Source organism: Amorphus coralli DSM 19760, from assembly GCF_000374525.1.
In the GTDB taxonomy this organism is placed as follows: domain Bacteria; phylum Pseudomonadota; class Alphaproteobacteria; order Rhizobiales; family Amorphaceae; genus Amorphus; species Amorphus coralli.
In genome coordinates this window covers 432,047-444,438 of sequence record NZ_KB894570.1, presented here as the reverse complement: position 1 = coordinate 444,438, position 12,392 = coordinate 432,047, and the positions used below count along the sequence as shown (strand labels likewise).

The window sequence follows — 12,392 nt, the reverse complement described above, 5'->3', positions numbered from 1 at the left end:
CGGCGGAGAGAGGTTCGGGGCCAATGCCCTGCCATCGCCGCGCGGGTCGACGAAACGCCGCGCGTGGATCGCGCGACATGGGCATCATTGGCCGGGTAAGCCGGGCTACGGTGCCCGGCGAAAGACATTGATTTGAATGCTAGCACGCCCGACGCGAGTTGGCGAAGGGGGTGCGCCGAATTCTGACGGACCTAGGCGTCCACAGGTTCCGGCTCGCGGGTCGGCAGCACCGTGCCGACGGTGCGGGTCTTCTGGACGGTCTCCTCCCATTCCACGTCGGGCTGCGACTGGGCCACGATACCGCCGCCGACATAGAGGCAGGCGGTGTCGCCGATGATCTGGCAGGTGCGCAGGTTGACGTAGAGATCGGTGCCGCCGTCGAAGCCGACCGGCCCGAGGAAGCCGGTGTAGTAGCCCCGGTCGTAGCCCTCGTTGGCGACGAGGAAGTCGAGCGCCGGCTCTTTGGGCATGCCGAGCACGGCGGAGGTGGGGCTCAGCCGGTCGAGTAGGCCGCCGAGCTTGGCGGCGTCGTCGGCAGCGAGGGTCACGGAAAAATCGGAACGCAGATGCACGAGCGCGGCCGCGGCCACCGTGTGCGGGCCGAGCTCCTCGTAAGCGGTGAGGCCGGAGGCTTCCAGTGCGCGGCGGATATAGGCGGAGACGAGCGCCTGCTCCTCGATGATCTTGTCCGGCCAGCAGATGTCGGCGAGCGGTACGCCGTCCTTGGCCCACTGGGTGCCGGCGAGGGCAACGGTCCTGAGCGTGCCGTCGCGCACGGACACCAGGGTTTCGGGCGTGCCCACCAGCCAGGTGCCTTCACCCGGCAGCGACACGAGCGACACGAACGCCGCCGGAAGCTTGCGGGCGAGATCCTCGAACAGGCAGAAACAGTCCGTATCCGGCGCGAGCGGTCGGGCCTCGCAGCGCGACAGCACGACCTTGCGGAAGCTGCCGGCCTCGATTTCGGACACGGCGCGGGCCACCAGGTCGCGATAGGCCTCGGGGCCGGTCTGCTCGGGGATGGGGCCGCCCGCGCTCGCCTTGATCGGCAGCGCGCCATTCCGTCGCTCCGCCGCTGCCGCGAGGATCTTCTGGCTGTGGGACGTGGGACCGCTCACCGCGCCGTCCTCCGACCACCAGCTTATCTCGGCTCCGCGGATGATCGCGTCAGCGGTGATGGCATCGCACTGGTTGGCCCGCGGTGCCGCAAAGCGGCCGAGAGCGTAGAACGGGGCGAGGTGACCGCCGGCAAACACCGTCCGGCCGCAGACCGGTTCGCAGGAAACGATGCCTTCCATCCTGTCGCCGTCCGGACGCCGCCACAGGGCGAACGGCAACCCCCGATCGCTCGCGGTTCCGACGAGGGCTTTTACGTCCTGCGACACGTCCATCAGTCTTCACGCCTCCACGTTAAGTATTCCTGATGCAGATATTCGGGCAGCGCCACCAGCCAGAAGAGGCGGCCGCCCCATAGCGTGAAGCTATCCGCCGGGCTGCAGGCCCAGTTCCCGCGCCGCGCGCTCCACGCAGCCGCGCACCAAGGCAATCAGCTGCGGTGACCCGTGGTTGCGATGGTGATGAAACAGCACCGGCAGCTTCGGCGCCCCGGCCAGCGGCACGATCTTCACGTCGGTGCCGCGCACGCCCTTGCCGGTGAGCTCGTCGACGATGGCGATCCCGAAGCCCACGCGCAGCAGGTTGACCGCGCTCTCTGCGAAGCGCGTCTCCACGGCGATGCGCGGCGTCACCTTCAGGGAGGCGAACATGTCCTTCACCATCTGGCCGTGCGGGGTGTTGGGGTGGAAGAAGACCAGCTCCTCGTCGGCGATGTCGGACACCGACACGCTGTCGCGGTTCGCAAGCGGGTGACCCAGCGGAATGAGGCAGACCAGCGAGATCTCGGCGAGCTTGCGCGACAGGATGAAACTGTCGTCGAGCGGAAAGATGGTGACGGCGCAATCGCCCTCGGAAAGCCAGAGATAGTCCTTGATCTGCTTGAGGGAGAGGGTGTCCATCCTCAGTTTCATGCCGGGATTGTGATCGGCCAGGTGCCGAAGCGCGCGCGGCGCCAGGGCCTGGGAGACGCTTGGCGACACGCCCAGCCGGACCATGACGTGACGGCCGCTGGCGATCTCCTGGACCGTCAGTGAGAGCTGCTCCATGGAGATGATGGACGGCTGCACCACCTCGAAGATCTGTCGCGCGGTGCGGGTGGGCGCGAGGCGGCCGCCGCTGCGGTCGAAGAGGTCGACCTTCAGCATGTCCTCCAGCCGCTTGATCGTGTTGGTCACCGTGGGCTGGGCGATGTTGAGCTGCTGGGCGGCCGCGCTGATGGATCCGCAGACCATCACCGATCGAAAAATTTCAAGTTGGCGAAAGGACAGCATCGGGGGCTTCTTGGCAGGGGGCTATTCCAAGAAGCTATAGCCGTTCACACAATCGCGCCAAGCCACCACGGGTGTCGCTGTGCTTTGAAGGTGGAAACAGCATCCGGGTGACCCGATTTGACGCGTTCCCCCTTCATCCCTTCCGCGGGTGCGGCGCTTGCCGCGATGATCGGCTCGCCGATCGCCCATGCCCATCTGCCCGCGACCTTCAATCGCCGCTTCGCCGAAGAGGGCATCGACGCCCTCATGGTTCCGTTCGACGTGGAACCCGGCGCGCTGGGCGCGTTCTTCGCCGCCATGCGGGGCTGGAGCAATTGCCGCGGCTGCGTGGTCACGGCACCCCACAAGGCGGCCACCGCGGATCATCTGGACGTGGTCAGCAACCGGGCCCGGCTGGTCGGCGCGGTCAATGTCGTGATTCGCGACAGCGACGGCCGACTCGTGGGAGACAATGTCGACGGCTCCGGTTTCGTCGCCGGCATGCGCTGCAGCGGGTTCGATCCGGCCGGCCTGAGGGTTGCGCTGTTTGGCTGCGGCGGGGCGGGATCGGCCATTGCGCTGGCCCTGGCCGAATCCGGAGCGCACTGCATCCGTCTGGTGGACGCCGATGCGGCGCGGGCCGAGCGGCTGAAGGCGACCCTCGCGGTGCACCACTGCGTTGCCCTGGAGATTGGCGTGCCGGCCAGCCTTGCCCGGTTCGATGCCGTCATCAACGCCACCGCCGTCGGCCTGGACGGGGAGAGCATGGTCCACCCGCTGGACACGGTCAGGCCGGATGCGCTCGTCGCCGACGTTCTGTCCACGTCCAAGCCCACCCCATGGCTGCGCACCGGCCGGGAAATGGGCTGTGTCACACAGTCCGGCGCGGCCATGGCGGAAGGCCAGTTCGCCCCGATCGCGGAGCGGTTCGGCTTCGAGCTGGACCTACGGCGATAGAAATCGAACAATAGCCTCAGGCTATCCCCAGCGCGGGAGTCTTCTGTTTCCCAGTCCGGGGAAATGGCGGACATGTGCCATCATCGTCGGATTCCCGGCCTCAAGAACCGTACCCTTAGGGAGGATACCCGTGAGCTTTACCAAGACACTCCGGCCGTGGCTGGGGGCCACGCTGATGGCTGCGCTGATGGCCATGCCGTTCGCCGCCGCCGAGCAGGCGAAAGCCGATGACAAGGTCGTCGTGGGCGCGCTGCGCTTCACCTCGCACTCTGCCGGCTTCATTGCCTACGAGAAGGGCTACTTCAAGGAAGAGGGCCTGGACGTTGAGTTCAAGTTCTTCCAGGCGGCCCAGCCGATCGCCGTGGCGACTGCCGCCGGCGACGTCGATTTCGGTATCGCCGGCGTGACCGGCGGCTTCATGAGCCTTGCCGACAAGGGCGCCGTGCGCCTCGTCGCCGGCGTGCTTCACGAGAAGGCCGGCGTCGACGGGATGATGATCCTGGCGTCCAACAAGGCCTATGACGACGGCCTGACCTCCGTCGACCAGCTCGAGGGTCACTCCATCGCGATGACCCAGGTCGGCTCGACCTTCCACTACATGACCGCCCGCATCGCCGATCACCAGGACTGGACGATCGATGACGTGAAGCTGGTGCCGCTGCAGAAGGTCGGCGCCATGATCGCGGCGCTGAAGAGCGGCCAGGTCGACGCCATGATCATGGTGCCGCACATCGCCAAGGCGCTGGTTGAGTCCGGCGACGCCAAGATGCTCGGCTGGCTCTACGACTATGCCGAGTACCAGATCTCCGGCTTGTTCACCTCGGTGAAGAACATCGAGGAGAACCGGGACATGGTGGAGCGCTTCGTGCGCGCCTATGCCCGCGGCATTGCCGACTTCAACCGCGTCATGCTCGCCGAGAACCCGGACGCGGGCGAGCAGGAAGAGATGATCAAGATCATCCACAACTACGTCTACCAGGACCGTCCCTTCGAGAAGGCCGCGCCGCCGATCCTCGCCGGTTCGATGAACCTGAACGAGGGCGGCGCGATGGACGTGACCGACATCGAGAAGCAGATGACCTGGTTCCAGGAGCAGGGCCTCGTGACCAAGGACCTGACCATGGACGAGCTCGTCGACACGTCCTTCGTCGAGACCTACTGACCGGCTGACGCGATGCCCCCGCGCCCCGGCCAGCCGCCGGGTCGCGGGGGTTTCGCATCCGATCGCACCTGTTCCGATCGAACCGAAAGCGCTGTCCCATGGACCTCGAGATCCGCAATCTCACGCACCGCTACGACGACCTCGATGTCCTGCGCGACGTGACCCTCACCATTCCCAGCGGCCAGATCGTCTGCATCGTCGGCCCGTCCGGATGCGGCAAGTCCACGCTGCTACGCCTGCTCGGCGGCCTGGAGCAGCCAACCCAGGGCGAGATCCTGGAAGTCGGCGCGCCGCCGAAGGGATCGCTCAATCCGCTGACCTACATCTTCCAGGATTTCGCGCTGCTGCCGTGGCGCACGGTCTCTGGCAACATCTCCCTGGTGCTGGAAGGCCATCAGCTCGGCAAGTCGGAGATCCAGGGCCGCATTTCCGACGTGCTGGCCCGCACGCGGCTTTCCGATTTCGCCGGCGTCTATCCGCGCCAGCTTTCCGGCGGCATGAAGCAGCGCGTGGCCATCGCCCGCGCGCTCGCCGTCGACCCGGCGGTTCTCCTGATGGACGAGCCTCTGTCCGCCCTCGACAGCCAGACCCGCGAACTCCTGATGGACGACCTCGTGTCGCTGTGGGAACGCGAGCGTTTCACCGCCTGCTACATCACCCACAATCTCAACGAAGCGGTCCGCCTCGGTCACCGTGTCGTGGTCCTGTCGCGCCGCCCGGGCGAGATCCGCGAGATCGTCGACATCGACACGCCGCTGTCCGAGCGGTCCGCCGACAGCGCCCATCTCGGCCGCATCCAGACCCAGCTGTGGGAAATGATGCGGGAAGAGGCGCTGACCGCAGACAGGCAGTTGAACGATGCATAGTCCCGACCGAACCGTGCAGACGCCGACCGGCGTGGCCGAGCCGATCCCGCTGCGCCCGGTGGCGAAGGACGTCGAGACCCGGCGGGTTCCGTTCCGCGGTGCGGGTTTCTCGCCCAAGGCGCTGTGGTACGTGCCGCCGCTGGTCTTCCTGCTGCTGCTGGCGGTGTGGGAGGCGGGCTCGCGCTTCGGCCTGATCTCGCCGCTGGTGCTGCCGGCGCCGAGCGAGGTGCTCACCGCCTTCCGCAACCTCGTCGAGAGCGGGATGCTCTACAACCATCTCGCCGCATCTCTGCAGCGGCTGGTCATCGGCTTTGTCTGCGGCACGATCCTCGGCACCGTCGTCGGCGTGCTGATCGGGCTTTACTCGCTGGCGCGCTCGGCCTTCCGGCCGCTGGTGGCCGCCATCTTCCCGATCCCGAAGATCGCCCTCCTGCCGCTGTTCATCATCTGGTTCGGCATCGGCGAGGGCTCCAAGGTCGCCACGATCCTGTTCGGCTCCTTCTTCCCGATGGTCATCGCCACCTATGGCGGCATCGACGCCGTGGACCGGTCGCTGATCCGCATGGGCCAGAGTTTCAACATGAGCCGCGCCGCGATCATCCGGAAGATCGTGCTGCCGAGCGCGCTCCCGGCCATCCTGAACGGCATGCGGATCGCCGCGTCCATCTCCATCATCCTGCTGGTCGCGGCGGAGATGATCGGTGCCGAATACGGCATTGGCGCTTACGTGCTGCTCGCCGGCAACCTGATGGCCACCGACCAGCTCATCGCCGGCGTGATCGTCCTGTCGATGCTGGGGCTGATCGTGAGCTGGCTGATCTCGCTCGCCGAGCGCCACTTCCTGCGCTGGCGGAACTAGTCGATCCGGGGGAGGCGGGCGCCGGCTCCCCCTTGCCGCAACGCACCCGCAACGGCGCGGACCGGGCACGCCTGAGTGGCATGCGCGCCCATTCGTTCGTCCTGCGCCCCTGAAATGTCGAAACAGTCGAGGATCCGATGAGCAGACAGGCCGATGCCGATTATGACGTGCTGGTCGCCGGTGGCGGTGCAGGGGGCATCGGCGCCGCGCTCGGGGCCGCCAAGGCCGGGGCCAAGGTGTGTCTTGTGGAGAAGTACGGCTTCCTCGGCGGCGCGGCGACCAATGCTCAGGTGCTCGCCTATTGCGGTTTCTTCCAGCAGGGCAACGAGCCGATCCAGGCGGTCGGCGGGGCCGGCGAACAGGTGCTCGGCGCGCTGCGCAAGCTCGGCGTCGGGGCTGAACCCTATCACTCCGAGACCACCGGCAACTGGATCGTTCTGCTCGATCCCGAACGCCTGAAGGTGGCGCTGGACCGGCTGTGCGCGGAGCATGGCATCGACGTGATGCTGCACACCCGTCTGGCCGCCGTCTCGCGGACCGCCAGCCGGGTCGAGGCGGCGACGCTGGCCGGCATGGACGGGCGCAGCCAGGTGGGTGCCGAGGCCTACGTCGACGCCAGCGGTGACGCCAACATGGCGCTCGTCGCCGGACTGCCGTTCCGGGTGGGCGACGAGGAAAAGCACCTGCAGGCGGGCACCATGCCGATGCGGGTGGGTGGCCTGAACCCGTCGGTCAAGATCGATCGCGAGGCCATCAAGGCGGCCGTGGCGGCCTACAATGCGCGAGGCAACGACCCGATCCACCGCAACGACGGCGGCATCTACACCCGCGTTCCCGGCTCCGGCGACTTCTGGTGGCTGATCATCGACCGGGAGATGACGGACCTGTCATCGCGCACCTTCACCAGGGCGGAACAGCGGGCCCGCGAGATGGCGCTGGCCCTTGTGGATATTCTGCGCGAGCAGGTGCCGGGCTTCGAGAATGCCTGGCTTGCCCAGACCGGCCCGCAGATCGGCATTCGCGAAAGCCGGCACCCGGCCGCGCGCTACGAGATCACCCACGAGGACGTGGTGGAAGGCCGCCTGCGCGAGGACGGGATCGCCCGGGGGGCCTGGCCCATCGAGCTGCACAAGGAAGCGGGCAAGCCGCTCTATGAAAAGATCGGCGCGCGCGGCTATTTCCACGTGCCGCTCGACGCGGTGCGGGCGCGCGGTCTCGACAATGTCTGGTATGGCGGCCGGGTCATCGGTGCCGACAGCCTGGCCTACGGCTCGATCCGGGTGATGGGCACGGCCTTCGCCACCGGCGAGGCGGCCGGCACGGCGGCGGCACTTTCGGCGCGCAGCGGCCGCGCTCCGGCGGCAGACCAGGTGCGCGAGGCGCTGACCGCCCAGGGCGCCATCATCTAGCCTCCGGGCCATTCCGCACGCTCCGGAAAGACAAGCGCGACCAGTCGGTTTCGCCTCTCTCCTCATGCCGATCGGCGGCCTGCTCGCCTCGCCCCGGTGACGGGCCTGCCGCGTCTCCCCATTTTTGCCGCGACCGGCGGGCATCGCTGCTCGACGCGAGGTCGGCGCGCGCCTGCAACCTGCGTGGACAAGCCGGCCGCGCTGTCCGTATCCTGTGGCGAGTCGCGGCCGCCTCTGGGACGTCTGCGCCACGATCCGGCGGAGCCGATCCGTCCAGCCGGGCGAGCGGGAGGAGAGTGTGTTGAGGCCCAAATTTGTCCGCAGCCCGGTTGCGCCCGGGATGTGCCGTTCATGACGCGTCTCGTGTCCGCCCTTTCGCCGGCCTCGCCGGACTTCGCCGCCAACCGGTCTGCGATGGAGGCCCAGCTCGAGGCCGTGGCCGGTGAGGCCGCCCGAATTGCCCGGGGTGGCAGCGAGGCCGCGCGCGAACGCCACGCTTCCCGCGGCAAGCTGCTGCCACGCGACCGGATCGAGGGGCTGATCGATCCCGGTTCGCCGTTCCTCGAGATCGGACTGTTCGCGGCGAGGGACGTCTACGGCGAAGACATCCCGTCGGCAGGGGTCATTGCAGGCGTCGGCCGGGTCGAGGGCCGCGACTGCATGATCGTCTGCAACGACGCCACGGTGAAGGGCGGCACCTACTATCCGCTCACCGTGAAGAAGCACCTGCGGGCTCAGGAAATCGCCGAGGAAAACCGGCTGCCCTGCCTCTACCTGGTGGATTCCGGTGGCGCCAACCTGCCGAACCAGGACGAGGTGTTTCCCGACCGCGATCATTTCGGCCGGATCTTCTTCAACCAGGCGCGGATGAGCGCCAAGGGCATCGCCCAGATTGCCGTGGTCATGGGCTCCTGCACGGCCGGCGGCGCCTACGTGCCGGCGATGAGCGACCAGACCATCATCGTGAAGGAGCAGGGCACCATCTTCCTGGCCGGTCCGCCGCTGGTGAAGGAGGCCACCGGCGAGGTTGTCGACGCCGAGACGCTGGGCGGCGGCGACACCCACACCCGCCTGTCCGGCGTGGCCGACTATCTCGCCGACGACGACAACCACGCTCTGGCGCTCGCCCGCGAGATCGTTCGCAATCTCGGGCCGGTACCGGCGCCGGACGTGGCGATGCGCGCGCCCGAGCCGCCGCGGCTCGACCCGGACGAGATCCTCGGCGTCGTGCCGGCCGATACCCGCACGCCCTTCGACGTGCGCGAGATCATCGCGCGCATCGTCGACGGTTCGGACTTTGCCGAGTTCAAGCCACGCTACGGCACCACACTGGTGACCGGCTTCGCCCATATCGACGGCATGCCGGTGGGGATCCTCGCCAACAACGGGGTGCTGTTTTCCGAGAGCTCGCTCAAGGGGGCGCACTTCATCGAGCTGTGCTGCCAGCGCAAGATCCCGCTCCTGTTCCTGCAGAACATCACCGGCTTCATGGTCGGCTCGAAATACGAGGCCGGCGGCATCGCCAAGGACGGCGCCAAGCTGGTCACGGCCGTCTCCACGGCCTCGGTGCCGAAGGTCACCGTCATCATCGGCGGCTCTTACGGCGCCGGCAACTACGGCATGTGCGGCCGCGCCTACGGGCCGCGCTTTCTGTGGATGTGGCCGAACGCGCGCATCTCCGTGATGGGCGGACCGCAGGCGGCCGGCGTGCTGGCCAGCGTCCGGCGCACGACCATCGAGGCCAAGGGCAGCAGCTGGAGCGCGGAGGACGAGGCCGCCTACAAGCAGCCGGTCCTCGACCAGTTCGAACGCCAGAGCCATCCCTTCTACGCTTCCGCGCGCCTGTGGGACGACGGCATCATCGACCCGCGCAAGACCCGCGACGTGGTGGCGCTGAGCCTGCGCGCCGCGCTCAACGCGCCGATCGAGGACACCTCGTTCGGCCTGTTCAGGATGTGAGATGACCAGGGCCATCAAGACGCTCCTGATCGCCAATCGCGGCGAGATCGCCTGCCGGATCATCCGCACCGCGCGGCGCATGGGGATCCGCACCGTCGCCGTCTATTCCGATGCCGACCGCGACGCGCTGCACGTGGACATGGCCGACGCCGCCGTGGGGATCGGGCCGGCGCCGGCGGCGGAAAGCTATCTTTGCGTCGAGGCGATCCTGCGTGCCGCCCGCCAGAGCGGCGCCGATGCCATCCATCCGGGCTACGGCTTTCTCTCGGAGAACCCTGAATTCGTGGAGGCGGTGGAGCAGGCCGGGCTGATCTTCGTCGGTCCGCCGGCGTCCGCCATCCGCGCCATGGGGCACAAGGACGCCGCCAAGCGGCTGATGGAAAAGGCCGGCGTGCCGGTGGTGCCCGGCTATCACGGCGAGGCGCAGGACCTGGTCGTGCTGGCCGGCAAGGCCACCGACATCGGCTACCCGGTGCTGATCAAGGCGCGCGCCGGCGGCGGTGGCAAGGGGATGCGCAAGGTCGAGCGGCCGGGTGACTTCAAGGATGCGCTCGGCTCGGCGAAGCGCGAGGCGAAGGCGGCCTTCGGCGACGACCGGGTGCTGGTGGAGAAGTTTGTGCCGACGCCGCGCCACATCGAGGTGCAGGTCTTCGGCGACCGGCACGGCAATGTCGTGCACCTGTTTGAGCGCGACTGCTCGCTGCAGCGCCGGCATCAGAAGGTCATCGAGGAAGCGCCCGCGCCGGGCATGACCGACGAAGTCCGCGCGGCGATGACCGAGGCCGCCGTCACCGCGGCGAAGGCGATCGGCTACGAGGGCGCCGGCACCATCGAGTTCATCGCCGACGGCTCCGGCCCGCTCAGGCCCGACGGCTTCTGGTTCATGGAAATGAACACCCGCCTGCAGGTGGAGCATCCCGTCACCGAGGCGATCACCGGTACCGATCTGGTCGAATGGCAGCTCCGCGTCGCCGCCGGAGAGCCTATCCCGGTGGAGCAGGACGCGATTGCGATCACCGGCCATGCCTTCGAGGCGCGGCTTTACGCCGAGGATCCGGCCAACGACTTCCTGCCGCAGACCGGAAGGCTGGCGCACCTCGGCTTTGGTCCGGGCGCGCGCATCGACGCGGGCGTCAGGACCGGCGACCAGATCACACCCTTCTACGATCCGATGATCGCCAAGCTCGTCACCCATGCGGCGACGCGCGAGGCGGCGCTCGGCGGATTGGCAACCGCGCTCGCCGAAACCCACGTGGCCGGGACCGTCACCAACCGGGACTTCCTCCTGGCGCTTGCCCGTCAGCCAGAGTTCGCCGGCGGCATCGTCGACACCGGCCTGATCGACCGCAACACGGCCGCGCTCACCGCACGGCCCGACCTGTCGGAAGCGGCGATCGCGTTTGCCGCCATCGAGGCGCTCGGGGTCGACCCGGCGGCCCGCTTCGCTGGCTGGCGCCTCTTCGGCGAAGGAAGCGTGACGGTGCGTGCCCGCTACCGCGACATGGAGATCACCCGCCGGCTGGTTCTGGGTGGCCACGGGTCCTGCCGGCTCGAAGGCGGCGAGGGCGACCCGCTCGATCTCGCCGACGTTGCTCGCTCCGAAGGCGGTGTCGCCGCCCGGTCGGGACCGCTGAAGGCGCGCGTCGCGGCGGATCTGGTGCGCTACGAAACGGCGGGCGCCACCATCGTCGCCGCAATGATCGACGGCCATTCGTTCGAGATCGCCTTCCCCGATCCGCTCGCGGCCGGTTCGCACGCGGCGGACGCCTCCGACATCCTCACCGCCCCGATGACCGGCATCGTGCGCGGCGTGACCGTTTGCGCCGGCGACCAGGTGCGGGAAGGCGAGAAGCTGGTGGTGATGGAGGCCATGAAGATGGAAACGACGCTCGTTGCCCATCGCGATGGCCTGATCGCCGAGGTGCTGTGCGCCGTTGGCGATGCTGTGGACGGCGGCGCGGTGCTGTTGCGCTACCAGGCCGAGGACTGACCGTCCTCCGGCCCGCGAACCAACCATCGGACGGAGAGGCAGACGCCATGGGCGAGTACGAGACGGTCCGGGTCGGCATCGACGCGCGCGGCGTGGCCACGGTGACCCTCGACCGGCCGGACAAGCACAACGCGATGGACGCGGCGATGATCGCCGAGCTCACGACGCTCGCGGACCGGCTCGGCCAGGACCCGGACGTGCGCGTGGTGGTGCTGGCCGCCGAGGGGCGAAGCTTCTGCGCCGGCGGCGATCTCGGCTGGATGCGAGACCAGGCGGAGAAGGACCGCGTCGGCAAGATCGCCGAGGCGCGGACGCTGGCCGACATGCTGGCCGCCTGGAACGCGCTGCCGCGCCCCGTCATCGCCCGGGTGCATGGCCCGGCCTATGGCGGCGGGCTGGGGCTGATGGCCGTCTCCGACATCGTGATTGCCGCGGAGGGCACGCGCTTCGCCCTGACGGAAACCAAGCTCGGCCTCATCCCCGCGACCATCGGGCCGTTCGTGGTCCGGCGCATGGGGGAGGGGTTCGCGCGACGCGTCTTCCTCACCGCAAAACCCTTCGACGCGGACTATGCAGCGCGCAGCGGGCTTGTCTCGGAGGTCGTCACGGGGGACGCGCTCGACGCCGCGATCGAGGCGGAATGCAAGGCGGCCCTTGCCTGTGCGCCCGGTGCCATGGGCGCGGCCAAGGCGCTGTGCCTCAACCTCGGCGGCTCGCCGGCCGCCGATCACATCGAGGCGACCGTGGCCGCGCTGGCCGATCGCTGGGAGAGCGACGAAGCGCAGGCGCGCATCGCCGCCTTCTTTGACCGCTCCGACCGATAG

At 68.4% G+C, this 12,392-nt stretch carries 10 protein-coding genes; 8 read left to right on the top strand and 2 right to left on the bottom strand.

The window, feature by feature from the left end; genetic code table 11:
- Nucleotides 1-191: 191 nt before the first annotated feature.
- Complete coding sequence (locus tag C507_RS20100) at nt 192-1,391, bottom strand: chorismate-binding protein (RefSeq protein ID WP_018697973.1); 1,200 nt, start codon at nt 1,389-1,391, stop codon at nt 192-194.
- 90 nt (nt 1,392-1,481) lie between these two features.
- Entirely contained in the window at nt 1,482-2,387 is a 906-nt protein-coding gene (locus C507_RS0101970) for a LysR family transcriptional regulator (protein WP_018697972.1), read from the bottom strand.
- 117 nt (nt 2,388-2,504) lie between these two features.
- On the opposite strand from C507_RS0101970, the gene C507_RS20095 reads away from it, so the two are divergent.
- The 8 genes from C507_RS20095 to C507_RS0101930 all read left to right on the top strand — a co-directional run bounded on the left by C507_RS20095 (nt 2,505) and on the right by C507_RS0101930 (nt 12,392).
- Nucleotides 2,505-3,323 carry a shikimate dehydrogenase family protein gene (locus C507_RS20095; RefSeq protein WP_018697971.1) on the top strand — a complete coding sequence of 273 codons (819 nt, stop codon included), beginning with the start codon at nt 2,505-2,507 and terminating at the stop codon, nt 3,321-3,323.
- 130 nt (nt 3,324-3,453) lie between these two features.
- On the top strand, nt 3,454-4,485 hold the full coding sequence (locus C507_RS0101960) for an ABC transporter substrate-binding protein (protein WP_018697970.1): 1,032 nt from the start codon (nt 3,454-3,456) through the stop codon (nt 4,483-4,485).
- Between the two features lie 98 nt (nt 4,486-4,583).
- Entirely contained in the window at nt 4,584-5,351 is a 768-nt protein-coding gene (locus C507_RS0101955; protein ID WP_018697969.1) for an ABC transporter ATP-binding protein, read from the top strand.
- Nucleotides 5,344-6,210, top strand: coding sequence for an ABC transporter permease (locus tag C507_RS0101950; protein WP_156829121.1), 867 nt, complete (start codon nt 5,344-5,346; stop codon nt 6,208-6,210). Before C507_RS0101955 ends, C507_RS0101950 begins: the two co-directional genes overlap by 8 nt.
- 137 nt (nt 6,211-6,347) lie before the next feature.
- Entirely contained in the window at nt 6,348-7,619 is a 1,272-nt protein-coding gene (locus C507_RS0101945; protein ID WP_018697967.1) for an FAD-dependent oxidoreductase, read from the top strand.
- Nucleotides 7,620-7,970: 351 nt separating this feature from the next.
- Nucleotides 7,971-9,578, top strand: a complete 1,608-nt coding sequence (locus tag C507_RS0101940; protein WP_018697966.1) for a carboxyl transferase domain-containing protein — start codon at nt 7,971-7,973, stop codon at nt 9,576-9,578.
- A 1-nt stretch (nt 9,579) separates the two neighbouring features.
- Entirely contained in the window at nt 9,580-11,568 is a 1,989-nt protein-coding gene (locus C507_RS0101935; protein WP_018697965.1) for an acetyl/propionyl/methylcrotonyl-CoA carboxylase subunit alpha, read from the top strand.
- 47 nt (nt 11,569-11,615) lie between these two features.
- On the top strand, nt 11,616-12,392 hold the full coding sequence (locus tag C507_RS0101930) for a crotonase/enoyl-CoA hydratase family protein (protein WP_018697964.1): 777 nt from the start codon (nt 11,616-11,618) through the stop codon (nt 12,390-12,392).